At 72.0% G+C, this 16,171-nt stretch carries 14 protein-coding genes; 9 read left to right on the forward strand and 5 right to left on the reverse strand.

The window, feature by feature from the left end:
* Positions 1-27 precede the first annotated feature (27 nt).
* Positions 28-1,371 carry an NAD(P)H-dependent oxidoreductase gene (locus ACTJJZ_RS03460; RefSeq protein ID WP_440719780.1) on the reverse strand — a complete coding sequence of 448 codons (1,344 nt, stop codon included), beginning with the start codon at positions 1,369-1,371 and terminating at the stop codon, positions 28-30.
* A 177-nt stretch (positions 1,372-1,548) separates the two neighbouring features.
* On the opposite strand from ACTJJZ_RS03460, the gene ACTJJZ_RS03465 reads away from it, so the two are divergent.
* The gene (locus ACTJJZ_RS03465) at positions 1,549-2,574 is read left to right on the forward strand and encodes a LacI family DNA-binding transcriptional regulator (RefSeq protein WP_440719781.1); all 1,026 of its coding nucleotides are present in this window, start codon (positions 1,549-1,551) and stop codon (positions 2,572-2,574) included.
* 8 nt (positions 2,575-2,582) lie between these two features.
* On the forward strand, positions 2,583-2,894 hold the full coding sequence (locus tag ACTJJZ_RS03470) for a putative quinol monooxygenase (RefSeq protein WP_440719782.1): 312 nt from the start codon (positions 2,583-2,585) through the stop codon (positions 2,892-2,894).
* 68 nt (positions 2,895-2,962) lie between these two features.
* On the opposite strand, the gene ACTJJZ_RS03475 is transcribed toward ACTJJZ_RS03470, so the two are convergent.
* Positions 2,963-6,490, reverse strand: a complete 3,528-nt coding sequence (locus ACTJJZ_RS03475; protein ID WP_440719783.1) for a bifunctional proline dehydrogenase/L-glutamate gamma-semialdehyde dehydrogenase — start codon at positions 6,488-6,490, stop codon at positions 2,963-2,965.
* A gap of 130 nt (positions 6,491-6,620) precedes the next feature.
* On the opposite strand from ACTJJZ_RS03475, the gene ACTJJZ_RS03480 reads away from it, so the two are divergent.
* Together ACTJJZ_RS03480 and ACTJJZ_RS03485 are read left to right on the forward strand one after the other, a co-directional pair.
* Entirely contained in the window at positions 6,621-7,508 is an 888-nt protein-coding gene (locus ACTJJZ_RS03480; protein ID WP_440719784.1) for a LysR family transcriptional regulator, read from the forward strand.
* 90 nt (positions 7,509-7,598) lie between these two features.
* A complete protein-coding gene (locus tag ACTJJZ_RS03485; RefSeq protein ID WP_440719785.1) occupies positions 7,599-8,246 on the forward strand; it encodes a hypothetical protein in 648 nt (215 codons plus the stop codon).
* A gap of 93 nt (positions 8,247-8,339) precedes the next feature.
* Here ACTJJZ_RS03485 and ACTJJZ_RS03490 read toward each other — a convergent pair whose 3' ends face one another.
* From ACTJJZ_RS03490 to ACTJJZ_RS03500, 3 genes are all read right to left on the reverse strand, one after another.
* Positions 8,340-9,251 (reverse strand): DNA-methyltransferase, encoded by a 912-nt coding sequence (locus ACTJJZ_RS03490; RefSeq protein ID WP_440719786.1) that lies wholly within the window; start codon positions 9,249-9,251, stop codon positions 8,340-8,342.
* Positions 9,248-10,297, reverse strand: a complete 1,050-nt coding sequence (locus ACTJJZ_RS03495; protein ID WP_440719787.1) for a lipoate--protein ligase family protein — start codon at positions 10,295-10,297, stop codon at positions 9,248-9,250. The genes ACTJJZ_RS03490 and ACTJJZ_RS03495 overlap by 4 nt, the downstream gene beginning before the upstream one ends.
* A 71-nt stretch (positions 10,298-10,368) precedes the next feature.
* A complete protein-coding gene (locus tag ACTJJZ_RS03500) occupies positions 10,369-11,232 on the reverse strand; it encodes an alpha/beta fold hydrolase (protein WP_440719788.1) in 864 nt (287 codons plus the stop codon).
* 93 nt (positions 11,233-11,325) lie between these two features.
* On the opposite strand from ACTJJZ_RS03500, the gene ACTJJZ_RS03505 reads away from it, so the two are divergent.
* From ACTJJZ_RS03505 to ACTJJZ_RS03525, 5 genes are all read left to right on the forward strand, one after another.
* The gene (locus ACTJJZ_RS03505; protein WP_440719789.1) at positions 11,326-11,772 is read left to right on the forward strand and encodes a MarR family winged helix-turn-helix transcriptional regulator; all 447 of its coding nucleotides are present in this window, start codon (positions 11,326-11,328) and stop codon (positions 11,770-11,772) included.
* Positions 11,773-11,777: 5 nt separating this feature from the next.
* Positions 11,778-13,229: an MFS transporter gene (locus tag ACTJJZ_RS03510; RefSeq protein ID WP_440719790.1), complete on the forward strand. Its 1,452-nt coding sequence runs from the start codon at positions 11,778-11,780 to the stop codon at positions 13,227-13,229.
* On the forward strand, positions 13,226-13,999 hold the full coding sequence (locus ACTJJZ_RS03515; RefSeq protein ID WP_440719791.1) for an MFS transporter: 774 nt from the start codon (positions 13,226-13,228) through the stop codon (positions 13,997-13,999). The genes ACTJJZ_RS03510 and ACTJJZ_RS03515 overlap by 4 nt, the downstream gene beginning before the upstream one ends.
* 39 nt (positions 14,000-14,038) lie before the next feature.
* A complete protein-coding gene (locus ACTJJZ_RS03520; RefSeq protein WP_440719792.1) occupies positions 14,039-14,446 on the forward strand; it encodes a hypothetical protein in 408 nt (135 codons plus the stop codon).
* A gap of 101 nt (positions 14,447-14,547) precedes the next feature.
* On the forward strand, positions 14,548-16,110 hold the full coding sequence (locus ACTJJZ_RS03525; protein ID WP_440719793.1) for a molybdopterin-dependent oxidoreductase: 1,563 nt from the start codon (positions 14,548-14,550) through the stop codon (positions 16,108-16,110).
* The last annotated feature ends 61 nt before the right edge of the window (positions 16,111-16,171 follow it).

Genomic DNA, 16,171 nt, shown 5'->3' on the forward strand with positions numbered 1-16,171 from the left:
TTTCGGGATCTGTCAGGACTTCGGGTGTCAGTGGACGGGGGAGAACAGTGCTTCGGTCTCGCGGCGGAGCTCCAGTGCGGTGCTGAGCGACTCGTCGATGACGATGTCGTCCCAGCGCACGGACGCGCCCTTCGCGACGGGGTTGCGCAGTTCGACGTGATGGGCGAGCGCGACGGGGAGGTATCCGCTGCCCACCGACGTCGCCGCCGAGACCAGCTTGCCCCACACCGTGTAACCGCCCTCGCCGTCGAGGAACTCCCCGGCCGCGAGATCCTTCTTCGCGGTCGCGACCACGTCGCCGTAGAAGCCGATCGGCGCACCGGTGGGGATCCCGCGCAGCACGGCGTTCGCGATGGAGATGTTCAGCTCGAGGCCGACGTAGTGGTACGGACGGAACAGCGCCGCGTACTGACCGGTGGGATCCGGATGCCACGGGTACTCGGTGAAGCATCCGGACACGTAGTCGTTGGTCGCCTTGACGACGACGAAGACGCCCTCCTGGGTGTTGAACGGGATCCACTCGCCCTCGCGCGTGACGCTCGACATGACGTCCACGGATCCTTCGTGCGCGAGCACTCCCCCGACGTCCGCAGGCCGGCAGATCGTCGCGATCTCCTCGATGTTGCCCGGTGTGAAGGTCAGCCCGTCGTCGGACGGGGTCAGGCCCGCGGCGTTCGCGACCGCCGCCATCTCGATCGCCGCCTTGGTGCCGTCGCGGAACGACGTGTGCATGTACGGGTTGAGCTGACCGGAGTCGGTGAGCTCCTTCGAGAACTCCCAGTTCTCCCAGACGTTGTCGGGGTTCATCTCGTGGTAGTGCGTCAGGTACTTCGCGCCCTTGCCCGCGCAGGCGACGTCGAACCCGGAGGTGCGCGCCCAGTCGACGAGTTCCATGATCAGCGCCGGCTGGTCGCCGTACGCCATGGAGTACACCACGCCGGCCTGCTCCGCGCGCTTGGCGAGCGCGGGGCCGGCCAGGGCATCGGCCTCGACCGTCACCATGATGATGTGCTTGCCGGTCTCGATCGCGCGCAGGGCGTGGTCGATCCCGACGATCGGGTTGCCGGTCGCCTCGACGATGACGTCGATGTCGGCCTCGAACAGGGCCGAGGCGTCCGGGACGATGGTCGTCGCGCGGCGGGCGAGCGCCTCGTCGATGTCGGCCGCGATCTGATCCGCCGGCCAGCCGACGAGCTCGAACGCGCCCTGCGCCCGGGCGACGTTGATGTCGGCGATCGCCACGACGTGGATCCCGGGGATGTTGCGCGCCTGCGAGAGGTACATGGTCCCGAATCGGCCGGCGCCGATCAGACCCACCCGAATGGGACGCCCCTCGGCCTCGCGCTGCTGGAGGAGATTGTGCAGATTCACGATCGCCTTTCCTGTTGTCCTGAAGCGGCGACGCCGGATCGATGGCCGTGACGGCCCGACTCCCTCGTCGTTCGCTATCGTGAATGGTAACGGTTACACTTTTGTACCACCAGGGGTGACCGAGGTCAAACACGAAGTTCCGGATCACTAGGCTGGGCAGGATCGGAGGAGGTCGGAGTGCGCAAGACAGCGACGATCCGCGATGTCGCCCGTGAGGCGGGAGTCAGCGTCGCGGTGGTCTCCCGGGTGCTCAACGACACCGGCCCGGTCGCCGCGCACACCCGGGCGAAGGTCGTCGAGGTCATCGAGCGGCTGGCCTATCGTCCGCGTGAGGCCGCACGGGAGCTGCAGGGCGGAGGCACCTCCACCATCGGCCTGGTGCTGGCCGACCTGACGAACCCGTTCTTCGCCCGCCTCGCCGACCGGGTGGTGTGGGAGGCGCGGGCGCGCGGAGTGCACGTCATCCTGCTCACGACGCAGGAGGATCCGTACCTCGAGGCGGCGTCGATCGACACCCTCGTCGGCAGATCCGTCTCCGCCGTGATCGCGACGCCGACCGGCGGCAACGTGGACAAGTGGAAGCGCCTGACGGAGCTGGGCGTGAGCGTGGTCTTCGTCGATCGCGAGATCGACGAACTCGACGGGATCGACGTCGTGACGATCGACAACCGCTCATCGTCCGCGGCGGCCACGCAGCATCTCATCGATCTCGGCCACGAGCGCATCGCCTTCATCTCGGGACCCCTCACGACGTCGACGGGTCGCGACCGCGTCGCCGCATTCCGCGACACCATGGCGGAGGCGGGGCTCGCCGTCGACGACGAGCTCGTGCACGCGATCCCCTTCCGCGGCGACGCCGGGAGCGACGCCGTCGGAACCCTGCTGCACCTGCCGGCGCCGCCGACGGGGCTCATCATCGGCAACACCGCGCAGGTGCGCTCCGCGCTGCGCCGGCTCAAGCAGAGCGGAATCGACATGCCAGGGCGGCTCAGTGTGGTCGCCTTCGACGACAACCCCTGGACCGAGCTCGTCTCGCCTCCGCTCACCGTCGTCCGCCAGCCCATCGACATGCTGGCGCTGCACTCCGTGGAACTCGCCGTCGGGCGGGCCAAGGGCCATCTCAGCGAGGGCCCGCGGCACGCAGACGTCGCCGCGGAGTTCGTGCGGCGATCGAGCACGTCCGCGCCCGCCCCTTCATCCTGAGGAACACCATGACCGTCGTCGTCACCGCCGTCTTCCACCCGCTCCCCGGCCACGGGGAGCGGCTCGTCGACGCTCTTCGCGCCTGCATCCCCGCGGTCCACGAGGAGGACGGGTGCCACCTCTATGCGATCCACGACGCGGAGGACGGGACGATCACGATGCTCGAGAAATGGGAGTCCCGCGACCTGCTGCGCGCCCACGCCGAGGGGCCGGCGGTGGCCGCGCTCGACGCGGCGGTGGGGCCGCACCTCGCCTCGCCCACCACGGTCACCACGATGGTCCCGCTCCCCGCCGGCACCCCGGAGCAGGGCGCCGTCTGACGCGCGCCGTCTCCCGGCGCGCGGCGAGACGAAGGGCGCTCGACGGCCCCAGTGGATCCGGGTCCGATTCAGGCGATCGGCTCCAGCAGCGGGATCTCGTGGCGGTGCGGGGTGCCGAAGCGGTGCGCGGTGACCGAGACCGCCTGCTCGCGCAGGAAGGTCAGGATCTCCACGCGTCCGGCCGAGACGACCGGGTTCGCGTAGATCGCGAGGCTCGGCGATCCCTCTACGGCGGCAGCGGTCGCGGCGGACGAGGCGCCGATCAGGCGCACGCGGCCGCCCCGTGCGGCGAGGCGCTGCGCGTGCGCGGCCCAGGTCCGGGCGTCCTCGGTGGCGACCGTGACGTCCTGCGCGCCGAGCCAGGTCAGCAGCGTCGACGGCAGCGGCGTCGCGGTGCTCACCGTCACCCGGGCGCGAGCGCGGCGCCCGGCGGCGACCACGCGCACGAGCTCGGCGACGCGCGCCCCCTCGAAGCGGATCGTGACGGGCACCGCCTGGTAGCGCAGTGCGTTCTGCTCGGTGCTGAGACCGGTCGCGTCGCGCACCACGCCGAACTCGCCCGTCCAGGCGTCGATGTCGGTGGCGAGGGCGGCACGCAGCCAGGCGATGTCGGCGTCGGCGTCGCCGGAGGCGGCGAGCGCTCCCACCGCGGAGGTCGCCAGCGCGTCGAGCTCGCGTGTCGTCCGCACGGGCGCGTCCGTCCACGCGGAGAGGCCGACGAGGTAGTTCGGTCCGCCCGCCTTGGAGCCGGCGCCGACCGCGGCCTTCTTCCAGCCCCCGAACGGCTGGCGCTGCACGATCGCGCCGGTGGTGCCGCGGTTGACGTAGACGTTGCCCGCCTGGATCGACGCGAGCCACTGCTGGATCTCGTCGTCGTCCAGCGAGTGCAGGCCCGAGGTGAGGCCGTAGTCGATGTCGTTGACGATGTCGATCGCCTCGGCGAGCGAGTCCGCGGTCATGATGCCGAGCACAGGACCGAAGTACTCCACGCGGTGGAACTCGCTGCCGCGCTTCACGCCGTCGCGGATGCCGGGCCGCCAGAGCTGTCCGGCGTCGTCGAGCTTCTCCGGCTTCAGCAGCCAGCTCTCGCCTGCGTGCAGCGTGGTGAGCGCACCGAGGAGCTTGCCCTCGGCCGGACCGATCAGCGGGCCGATCCGGTTGGATCCGTCCTCGGGCGAGCCCACGTCGTAGGCGCGGACCGCATCGACGAGCTGGCGGCGGAACCGCTCCGAGCGGGCCGCGGATCCGACGAGCACGACGAGCGAGGCCGCCGAGCACTTCTGGCCCGCGTGGCCGAACGCGGCGTACGCGACGTCCTTCGCGGCGAGGTCGAGGTCGGCCGACGGGGTGACGATGATGGCGTTCTTGCCGCTCGTCTCGGCGAGCAGCGGCAGGTCGGCGCGGAAGCCGCGGAACAGTTCGGCCGTCTCGTAGCCGCCGGTGAGGATCACCCGTCCCACGGCCGCATCGCTCACCAGCTTCGCGCCCAGCTCGTTCCGCGACGGCCCCTCGAACTGCACGTACTGCAGCACCTCGCGCGGCACGCCGGCCTCCCACAGCGCCTCGACCATGACCGCGCCGGAGCGGCGGGCCTGACGGGCGGGCTTGATGATCACCGGGGATCCGGTGGCCAGCGCCGACAGGGTGGATCCGGCCGGGATCGCGACCGGGAAGTTCCACGGCGGGGTGACCACGGTCAGCCCGACCGGCTGCATGGTCGCTCCGTCGACGTGCGCCAGCGCGCGAGCGCTCTCGGCGTAGTAGTGCGCGAAGTCGATGGCCTCGGACACCTCGGGGTCGCCCTGCTCGATGACCTTGCCGGCCTCGGATCCCATGACCTCGAGCAGGTCGGCGCGACGCGCCTCGAGCACGTCCCCTGCCCTGTGCAGGATCGCCGCACGCCCCTCGGCGCCGAGGGTGCGCCAGGCCTCGCCCGCGGCGACGGCGGCCGCGATCGCCGCGTCGACCTGCTCGGCGGCGTTCAGCGTGTTCGCCGCGACGGTGTCGTCGCCGAGCGTCGACGCCCTCATGCGGGCACGGATCGCGTCGCCCCAGGCACGGTTCGCCGCGAGCGACGGGTCCGTGTCGGGGGTGTTCTCGAACCCGTCGGCCGGGGCCGGCGGGGCGGGCAGCTGCCGGTTCTGCACCCGGTTCGGCCCCGGGACCTCGGTCGGCACGGCCTGGACCGAGGCGAGGAAGCGCTCCTTCTCGCGCTCGAAGAGCTTCGGATCCGCGTCGAGGTCGAAGACCGCCGACATGAAGTTCTCCTGCGACGCGCCCTCCTCGAGGCGGCGGATCAGATAGGCGATCGCGACGTCGAATTCGTCGGGGTGCACGACCGGCGTGTAGAGCAGCAGCGAGCCGACCGTGCGCTTGACGACCTGCGCCTGTGCCGCGGCCATGCCCAGCAGCATCTCGAACTCGACGCCCTCGGTGACCTGCCGGTCGGAGGCGAGCAGCCAGGCCAGCGCGATGTCGAAGAGGTTGTGGCCGGCGACGCCGATCCTGACGTTGCCGATGTGCTCGGGGCGCAGGGCGTACTCGAGCACGGCCTTGTACGAGGCGTCCGACTCCTGCTTCGTCGACCAGGTCGCGAGCGGCCAGCCGTGCGACTCGGCGTCGACGGTCTCCATGGGCAGGTTCGCGCCCTTGACGACACGCACCTTGATCGGGGCCCCGCCGTTCGCGACGCGTGCCGCGGCCCACTCCTGCAGCCGGATCATGGCGCCGAGCGCGTCGGGCAGGTAGGCCTGCAGCACGATGCCTGCCTCGAGGCTGTGGAACTCGGGACGGTCCAGGATCGAGGTGAAGACGGCGATCGTGAGGTCGAGGTCCTTGTACTCCTCCATGTCGAGGTTGATGAACTTCGTGGTCGCTGAGCCTGTCGAGGCACCGGTCCCTGAGCCTGTCGAAGGGCCCTTCAGCGCGATCCGGTACAGCGGCAGCAGGGCCTCGGCGGCGTCGGCGACGGCCGCGTCGAACGCCCACGGGCTGTGCGGGGCGACCGTGGACGACACCTTGATCGAGACGTAGTCGACGTCGTCGCGCTCGAGCAGGCGGCGAGTGCCCTCGAGGCGGCGGGCGGCCTCCTCGCGGCCGAGGATCGCCTCGCCGAGCAGGTTGATGTTGAGCTTGACGTCCTGCGTCTCGCGGATGTGCGCGATGGCCTTGCCGAGCTTCTCGTCACGGGCGTCGACGATCAGGTGCCGCACCATCTGCCGCAGCACCGCACGCGCTGCCGGGACGACCAGGCGGGGCGCGATCTTCGCCGTCGCGCCGCCGAGGCCGATCGCGGCCCGCATGGGCGCGGGCAGGAACCCGGGCGTGAGCGGGACGAGGTCCTTGAGCTTGGCCGCCGCCACGTCGAGGTCCTCCGGGCGCACCACGCCGTCGACGAAGCCGACGGTGAAGTCGAGGCCGTGGGGGTCGCGCAGCACGCCGGCGAGGCGCTGACCCGCGGCGTCGACAGGGACCTCGCGGCTCTCCGCGAGCCACTTCTGGACGAGGGCGACGGCGTCCTCGGCGAGAGCGGAGAGGGCGGTGGCGGGGGCGGCGGAGTCGCGGGCAGCGGTGCTCGCGGATTCGGTGGCGGTCATGGTTCCTCGGGTTTCGGGAGTTCTTCGCGCACGCGCGGGGGATGTTCTCAGCATGGATCCGAATTCCCTGCAGGAAAAGCGATCGTTCGCGACAGATATCATTCGTAGGAACCGAACGATAGGAGAGGCCGTGTTCGAGCTCCGCCGACTCCGCCTGCTGCACGAGTTCGCCCTGCGCGGCACGGTCGCCGAGGTCGCGCGATCGCTGTCGTACAGCCCGTCCACGGTGTCGCAGCAGCTCGCCCTGCTCGAGCGCGAAGCGGGCGTCCCGCTGCTCGAGCCGGACGGCCGGCGGATCCGGCTGACCGCCGAGGGCCGGCTGCTCGCGGAGCACGCCGCCCGCGCTCTCGAGCTCGACGAACAGGCCAGGCAGTCGCTCGCGCAGGCCCCCGCCGAGACCATCCGGATCAGCGCGATGCCGACCGCCGCCGAGACGATCGTGCCGGCCGCGCTCACCGCCCTCGCGACGACGCATCCGCAGCTGCGGGTCGAGATGACCGAGTCGCCGCCCGAGGAGGGGCTGTTCGAGCTGACCGCCCGCCGCTTCGACCTCGTGATCGCCGAGCAGTATCCGGGACACACCAGGGAGCGCCGGGAGGGGACCGAGCACGAGCTGGTCGGCGAGGATCCGATCCGCCTGGCGCTGCCCCCGGGGCGGTCCCCCGTGCCTCTCGGCGCGCTCCAGGACCGCGCGTGGGTCCTCGAACCCGTCGGATCCGCGGCGCGGCAGTGGGCGGTGCAGCAGTGCCGCGCCGCGGGATTCGAGCCCGACGTGCGCTTCGAGGCGGCCGACCTCACCGCCCACGTGCGGCTGATCGAGGCCGGGCACGCGGTCGGCATGCTGCCCGATCTGATCTGGGGGGACACGCCGGCGCCGGTGGTGCTCGCCGAGCTTCCCGGATCCCCGGTGCGACAGGTCTTCACCGCGGTGCGAGCCGGCACCCGCGCGTCCGAGGGCGTCGCCGCGGTCCGCGCGGCTCTGGTCGAGGCGTTCGCGCCGAGCCGTCGCCCGCGCTGACGGGAGCGCGGCCCCGCATCCAGCGACCCGCGGACCCTGCGCCCGGAGCCGGGGAAGCCGCTATGCTCGGCACGAACAGCAGGGGGACACATGTCGCAGCCGAACTCCTTTCCGCCCGTCCCGGAGCCACAGGGCGCGGCGGCTCCGACGAGTGACCCTGTCACGCCGGGCTACGCGCCCCCTCCGCCCCCGCCCGCCTACGGACAGCCGGCCGCCGGTCCGCAGCTCGCTGCGCCCCTGCCGCAGGCGCCGATCTTCGGCGCCCCGCCCGCGGGCGGCGCCTCCCCCTACGCCCCGCCGCAGCCGGGTCATCCCGGCCAGCCGGCTCCGCCGCAGTACGCGCACCCCGCCCCGCCGCAGTACGCGCAATCCGTGCCGCCGCAGTACGGGCAGTACGTCCCGCCGCAGTCCCCGCAGGCGCCGTACGGCGGTGCGCCCTACGGCGGTGCGCCCTACGGCGTCCCCTCGGCGGGCGCGAAGACCGGCTTCGGCAGCGCGGTCGCGAGCGTCGTGATCGGCGCACTGCTGACGCTGTTCTCGCTCGCAGAGCTGCTCGGCGCCTTCAACTACCGGTTCATCTGGGTGTGGATCGTGATCCTGCCGATCGCTCTGGGCTCGGGCGCGCTGCGGCAGAGCCGCTTCGCCGGCCCCCGTGCGGGCGCGGTGCGCGGCCTCGCGATCGCCGGCATGGTGCTGGGCGGGATCGGCGGTCTGCTCATGCTCGCCGCGTACTTCTGAGCCCGCACCGACCGCGACCGGACTCGGAACGCCGCGCGGATCCGGGACGCGCTTCCGCTCGGCCCGGCGGCGTTCGCCCGCGACCGCGACCGCTCAGGCCTCGTGCACCGTGGCGTGCGGGATCCGCTGTCGCATGATCCGGATCGCCTCCGGGTTCACGTCCACGAGCAGGGCGTCGCGTCCGAGGGCGGCGGCGACGGCGCCGGTCGTGCCGGATCCGGCGAACAGGTCGAGCACCCGGTCCCCCGGCCGGCTGGACGCCTGGATCATGCGACGCAGGATCCCCTCCGGCTTCTGCGTCGGATATCCCGTCTTCTCACGGCCCGAGGTCGGCACGATCGTGTGCCACCACACGTCGGTGGGGAGCTTGCCGCGCTCGCGCTTCTCGGCGCTGACCAGGCTCGGCGCCATGTACGGCTCGCGCTCGACGTCGTCGACGTTGAACACGTGCCCGCCCGGCGTCTTCACGTAGACCAGGATCGTGTCGTGCTTGGTGGGCCAGCGCGTGCGCGGTTTCGCCCCGTAGTCGTACGCCCAGATCAGCTCGTTCAGGAAGCAGTCCCGGCCGAACACCGCGTCGAGCATAACCTTGGCGTAGTGCGCCTCGCGGTAGTCGAGGTGCAGGTAGAGCGTGCCATCGTCGGCGAGCAGCCGCCAGGCCTCCTCCAGCCGCGGCATCAGGAAGTCGCCGTAGTCGTCGAAGCGATCGTCGTAGGCGTGCAGCAGCTCGCGCACCCGCTCGTAGCGGTGCCCGTGGAAGCCGTGGTTGACCTCGACCGATCCATCCTGAATTGCGTCGGCCGCACGGTCGGCACGGCGGGTCGAGACCGCGTGCCGCTCCTGCGTGCGCCCGGTGTTGAACGGCGGATCCAGGTACACCAGCGTGAAGGACCCGCCGGGAAGGGTCCGGGCGACGTCGAGCGCCTCGCCGTGCACGATCTCGACGGCACCGATCCCCGCGGGCGCCGCGTCCGCCTCGACGACCGGCTCCGATGAGTCGTTCACGGGACGCGGTGCAGCCAGGCCTCGGTGGAGAACTTCGTGCGCACCAGCTCCTCCGCGGCCTCGTATTCGTCGGCGGAGATCGAGCCGTCCTCGGCACCGGTGATCCCGCGGAAGGTGTCCTTGAACCGCTCGATGATCTCGGCGCGGCTGAGACCGGTCTGGCTGCGCAGCGGGTCCACCCGCTTCGCTGCCGAGGCGGTGCCCTTGTCGCTGAGCTTCTCGCGGCCGATCCGCAGCACCTCGGTCATCGTCTGCCCGTCGATGTCGTACGACAGCGTGGCGTGGTGCAGGACGCCGCCGTTGGCGAGACGCTTCTGCGCGGCCCCGCCGATCTTGCCGCTCGGGCCGGTGATGTCGTTGAGGGGCTGGTAGGTGGCGTCGATGCCGAGCGAGCGCAGCGCCTGCAGCACCCAGTCGTCGAGGAACGCGTACGAGTCCGCGAAGGTCATCCCCTGCACGAGCGACGCCGGCACGTACAGCGAGTAGGTGATGATCTGCCCTGCGGCCATCATCATCGCCCCGCCGCCTGAGATCCGACGCACCACGTCGAAGCCGTGCCGCAGGGCGCCCTGCGGGTCGACCTCGTTGCGGTACGACTGGAAGGATCCGATCACCACCGCGGACTCGTCCCACTCCCAGATCCGCAGGGTCGGGCGGCGCAGCCCGGCGCCGACGCGCGTCGTGAGCACCTCGTCGAGGGCGAGGTTCATGCGCGGCGAGACGGCCTTCTCGTGCAGGATCTCCCAGTCGAAGTCGCGCCAGCCGGGGGCGGTGACGAGCGCGCGGCGGACCGCGACCCCGACCGCGTCGGGGGTGAGCCCGAGCAGCTGGGCGCCTTCGGGGAGCGCGGCGCGGACGGCCGACGCGATCGCGCTCGCATCGGTCTCGGCCGGCAGCCCGGTGACCGCGCCGTTGATGCTGTCGAGCGCGTCGTCGGGCTCGAGGAAGAAGTCGCCGGCGAGCCGGAAGTCGGCGATCGCGCCGTCCGTCACCTCGAAGTCGACGACGACGAGCTTGCCGCCAGGAACCTTGTACTCACCGTGCACCGCTCCAGCCTACGCGGGCGCCCGCTCCGCGCGGTCCGGCTCGGCTCAGCGACCGGGACCGTCCGCGGCGGTCAGCCGCGCGAGGGGATGTGCTTGTCGAGCCAGGCGAGCAGGTCGGAGCGCACCTCGTCCTGCTGCAGCTCGTTGAAGATCTCGTGCCGCGCCTCGGGATAGACGAGGGTCGTGACGTCGGTCAGCCCGGAGCGCGAGCGGTAGTCGTCGGCCAGGCGGTGCACGCTGCGCGGGCCGCCGACAGGATCGTCCCGCCCGACCATGAGCAGCACCGGCACGTCGTGCGGATACGCCTTGCCCGGGCGGCCGTAGAGCCGCAGCGACTCGACCACGCCGAACAGCTTGAGCAGCGGCTCCTCGGTCGTGAGCGGATCCTCGGAGAACTCCTTCCACACCGCCGGATCCCGCGACAGCCACTCCAGGCCGGTGGCGTCCGGCCCCTTCCAGCGCGCGTTCAGCGGCATCGAGTTCAGGTCTCGCACGGTGCGATGCGCCGAGCCGGTGAGGATCACCGCGTCGTACGCGTCGGGGTGCGCATCCAGCACCATCTGCGCGAGGAAGGATCCCCAGGAGTGCCCGAGCAGCACGAGCGGGAGGCCGGGGTTCTCGGCGCGGATGAGCTCGGTGAGCTGCCACTCGTCGGCGACCACGGCGCGGATGCCGCCGGGGCCGAGGCGCCCCAGCCGCGCGGCGTCGCCGTGCTGCTTCATGCCGGTGCGCCCGTGCCCGCGGTGGTCGTCGGCGTATACCGTGAACCCGGCGCCGGTCAGGGCCGCGATCGTCTTCGCGTAGCGCCCGGCGTGCTCGCCGACGCCGTGCAGGAGCTGCACGACTCCCCTCGCCGGCGCGGTCGCCGGATGGACGTCGTAGACGATCGCGATGCCGTGCGCGTCGGTGAACTCGGCGGTGCGGGGCTCAGCCATGTCCCGAGTCTACGGATCCGCGCCGGGATCCCGTCACGCACGCGTGCTATGCGCTTTCCTTCGCGCAGATGCTTAGGTAGGCTAACTAAGTATATGGACCGCGACACCCTGCACGAGACCGCGACCGAACTGCGTCTCGCCACCTTCCGCCTCGCCCGCAGGCTCCGTTCCGTCCGTCCGCTGGACAGCCGCAACTCGGCGATGAGCGACGCTCAGCTCGCCGTGCTCGCCGCGCTGCGCACGCACGGCCGGCACTCCCTCACCGCCCTCGCCGACCGGGAGCGCGTCACCGCCCCGACCATGAGCGCGCTCGTCTCGAGCCTCGAGGAGCAGGGCTACGTGACGCGGATCCCCGACGAGCAGGATCGCCGCCGCGTGCACGTCGAGATCACCCCCGACGGAGTCGGCCTCGTGGTGGCGACCTTCGAGCGCCGCACCGAGCTGCTCGAGGCCGAGATCGTCGAGCTCGGCCTCAGCGACGACGAGCTGCGGACCCTGCACGAGGCGAGCATGCTGATGCGGAAGCTGGCCGAGCAGTGAGCCAGATGTTCCGATCGTTCGGGGTGTTCAACTACCGCGTCTGGTTCTTCGGCGCGATGATCTCGAACGTCGGCGGCTGGATGCAGTCCACCGCGCAGGACTGGGTCGTGCTCACCGAGCTCACCCGCCACGACGCCACCGCGATGGGCGCGACCATGGCGCTGCAGTTCGGCCCTCCCCTCGTGCTGGTCGGGCTCACCGGCCGGGTCGCCGACCGCTTCGACCGGCGCCGGATCCTGTTCGTCACGCAGTCGACGCTGATGCTGCTCGCGCTGTGCGTCGCGACGCTGCTGCTCACGAACGTCATGACGCTGCCGCTCATGCTCGTGTTCGCGGCGTGCTTCGGGATCGCGAACGCGTTCGACGCGCCGGCCCGGCAGACGTTCGTGTCCGACATGGTGTCGATGGAGAACGCCTCGAACGCGGTCGCCCTGAACTCCGCCTCGTTCAACATGGCGCGCCTGATCGGCCCCGCCGTCGGCGGGCTCGCGATCGTCGGACTCGGATCCGGCTGGGTGTTCGTGGCGAACGCGGCGACGTTCCTCGCGATGATCGTGGCCCTGCTGCTGATCCGCACCCGCGAGCTGGTGCCGCGCCCACGACACCACCGCGCCGGAGGGCTGATGGTGGGCCTGCGCTACGTGCGCAGCCGTCCGGATCTCACGGTCGTGTTCGTGATGGTGTTCCTGATCGGCGCGTTCGGCATGAACTTCCCGATCTTCGCCTCGACCATGGCGCTCGAGTTCCACCGCCAGGCCGACGGCTACGGCGTGCTCAGCTCGGTGCTCGCGATCGGGTCCCTCACCGGCGCGCTGCTCGCCGCCCGCCGCGACCGCGCCAGGGTGCGCGTGCTGATGCTGGCCGCAGGAGGGTTCGGCGCCGCATCGCTGGTGTCGGCGCAGATGCCGAGCTACCTCTGGTACGCGATCACGCTCGTGTTCGTCGGCTTCTCGACGGTGACCATGCTGACCACGGCGAACGGCTATGTGCAGACCACGACGGATCCGGCGCTGCGCGGGCGGGTGCTGGCACTGTACATGGCGGTCGTGATGGGGGCGACGCCGATCGGGGCGCCGATCGCCGGCTGGGTCGCCGACACGTTCGGGCCCCGCGCCGCGATCTCGGTGGGCGGCGTCGCCGGGCTGCTCTCGTTCGCGATCGGCGCGGGGTGGATGCTGTACTCGGGCCGGCTGCACCGCCGCGAGGACGCCCGGTTCCTGCTCACCCTGGACGAGACGCGGCCGGTCACCGTGGTCGAGGCGATGGATCGCGCCGTGACGCCGCCGGCGGTCTCCCCCACGACGCCGATCACGAGCGCGACCACGCCGATCCGCACCGAGCTGGCGACCGCCGAGAAGGGCGACGCCGAGATGGGCGACGCCGAGAAGGGCCGCCCCGAGAGCGGCGCCGACAGGGGCGCCGGCGACCACGGCGACCCGAAGGACGACCGCGAGTGATCCACGCCGGCCGTCTGGCGGCGGGCCCTGGCGACGCCGGATCCCGTCGCGCACTGCTGCCTGCGCTCGGCGCGCTCTCGGCGTTCGGGCCGATCTCGATGGACCTGTACATCCCCGCGCTCCCGCAGCTGGGTCGCGACCTGGCGACCACCGACGCGCTCGCGCAGCTGACCATGAGCGCGTGCCTGATCGGCCTGGCGCTGGGACAGCTGCTGTGGGGGCCGGTCAGCGACCGGTACGCCCGGCGCCGGCCGATGCTGTGGGCCGTCGCCGGCTTCGCGGTCGCGTCGATCGCATGCTCCTTCGCCCCGTCGATCGGGATCCTGATCGGGATCCGCCTCGTGCAGGGCATCTGCGGAGCGGCCGGAATGGCGATCGGCCGCGCCGTCGTCCACGATCTGTTCGACGGCCCGGAGGCCACGGCCGGATTCGCGACGCTCACCGCGATCGCCGGGGCGGCGCCGGTGCTGGCCCCGCTGCTCGGCGGCGTGCTGCTCTCCGTCACGGACTGGCGCGGGCTGTTCGTCGCGCTCGCCGTGATCGGGGCGGCGCTGCTGCTGGTCGCGGCGCTGTTCGTCCCCGAGTCCCTGCCGCCCGTGGAGCGCACGACCGGCGGGGTCGGCAACGATCTGCGCGGCATCGGCGCCGCCCTGCGCAACGGCCCGTTCCTGGTGTTCGCAGTCACTCTCGGGCTCGCCACCGCCGGGTTCTTCACCTACCTGCAGATGTCGTCGTTCGTGCTGCAGAACGAGTACGGCGTGGGTGCGTAGGGCTTCGCGCTCATCTTCGCGCTGAATTCGGCCGGCATCGTGCTCGGCGCCCGGCTCAGCCGCCGCCTGGCTGGGCGCACCGACGGCCGGCGCCTCGTGCTCTGCTCGCTCGGTCTCGGCACGACGGCGGCCGCCGCCGTGCTGGCCACCGGTCTCCTGCACAGCGCGCTGCCGTGGCTGCTCGCCCCGCTCTTCCTGCTCGTCGCCCTGCACGGCGTGAACAACCCGACGCTCACGGCGCTCGCGCTCGGCCGGATCCGCCACGGCGCCGGATCCGCGTCCGCGGTGCTCGGCACCCTCGCCGCGCTGCTCGGCGCGCTCGTGCCGCCGCTGCTGTCCCGTGCCGGGGTCTCGGCCGTGCTCATGGGTGCGACGATGCTCGCGGCCTTCACCCTGGCGCTCCTGGTCCTCGCCGTCGCCGGGCGCCGTGCGCGCTCGCAGACCTGACCCGGTTCGCCGCTGGGACGCACGAGACCGCGAAACCGCGAAGTTCTTACGAGTTCGTGATCTGCGCGCCGGCGGATCCGCCTGCTTCCTACGCTGAGAGCATGACCGGATCCCCGCCGCGCCGCCGCGCGATGGCCGCCGCAGCAGGCGTCGCCGCCACCCTGCTCGGCGCCGGCGCGGGAGAGCTCGCCGCGACGATGATCGCGCCCTCGTCCAGCCCGTTCGCGGTCGTCGGCGGCGCGCTGATCGACGCGGCGCCCGCCTGGGCGAAGAACACGGCGATCGCGTGGTTCGGCACCGGAGACAAGGCCGCGCTGCTCACCGGGATCGCGCTCGTGCTGCTCGTGCTGGCGGCCGCGCTCGGCATGTGCGAGCTGCGCTGGCGCCGCTCGGGCGTGACCGGCCTCATCGTGATCGGACTGGCGGTGGCGCTCCTCGCGCCGACCAGGGCGGATGCGGGGACGCTGTCCTGGCTGCCCTCGCTGCTGTCCGGGCTGATCTCGGGCACCGCTCTGCATCTCCTGGTGCGGATGCTGCGCCCGGAGAACGATCCCCCGGCCGCTCATCCGGCCGCGATTCCGGGGCGCGCCGAACCGTCCCGCCGCCGGTTCCTGGCATGGGCCGCCGCGAGCGCCGCGGCCGGCGTCCTGGCCGCGGTGGTCGCCTCGGCCGGGCGCGCCGGGACCGCCGTCGCGACCACCGTGCGCACCGCCCTGCGCCTGCCGAAGCCGGTCACCCCGGCACCGGCGATCCCCGCCGGCGCCTCCCTCGACGTTCCCGGGATCAGTCCGCTGATCACCCCCAACCCCGACTTCTACCGCATCGACACGGCGCTCGTCGTGCCGCAGCTGGATCCGGCGCACTGGCGGCTGCGGATCCACGGGATGGTCGCGCACGAGGTGACCCTGACCTGGGATCAGCTGCTCGCGCTGCCTCTCGTCGAGGCGGCGGCGACGCTGTCCTGCGTGTCGAACGAGGTCGGCGGCGACCTCATCGGCAATGCCGTCTGGCTGGGGTACCCGATCCGCGAGCTCCTGGCGAAGGCGCAGCCCGCTGCGGGCGCCGACATGGTGCTGTCCACCTCGGTCGACGGCTTCACCGCGGGGACGCCGCTCGAGGCGCTCACCGACGACCGCAACGCCCTGCTCGCGATCGGCATGAACGGGGAGCCGCTGCCGTTCGAGCACGGCTTCCCGGTGCGGATGGTCGTGCCGGGGCTGTACGGCTACGTCTCCGCGACAAAGTGGGTCACCGACCTCGAGGTCACCCGGTTCGATCGCGCGACCGCATACTGGACGGACCGCGGCTGGTCCGCCCGCGGCCCGATCAAGCTCGAATCGCGCATCGACGTGCCGCGGGAGGGCAGCGCGATCGCCGCGGGCAGGACCGTGATCGCGGGCGTGGCCTGGCAGCCGCACGCGGGGGTCTCCGCGGTGGAGGTGCAGGTCGACGACGGACCGTGGCAGCGGGCCGAGCTGGCCTCGGCGATCTCGGCCGACACCTGGGTGCAGTGGCGGCTGCCGTGGCAGGCGTCCGCCGGACAGCGCGTGATCCGATGCCGTGCGACCGGCGCCGACGGCACGGTGCAGACGCCGCAGATGGCGCCCCCGGCACCCGACGGCGCGACCGGCTGGCACACCGTGAGCGTGACCGTGAACGGCTGATCCGGACCCTCGTGAGCAACTTTCTTCATTTGCTTCACGAATTTGTGAAATCGGCGTAGCA

This window comes from Microbacterium sp. 22242 (assembly GCF_052045495.1).
In the GTDB taxonomy this organism is placed as follows: Bacteria; Actinomycetota; Actinomycetes; order Actinomycetales; family Microbacteriaceae; genus Microbacterium.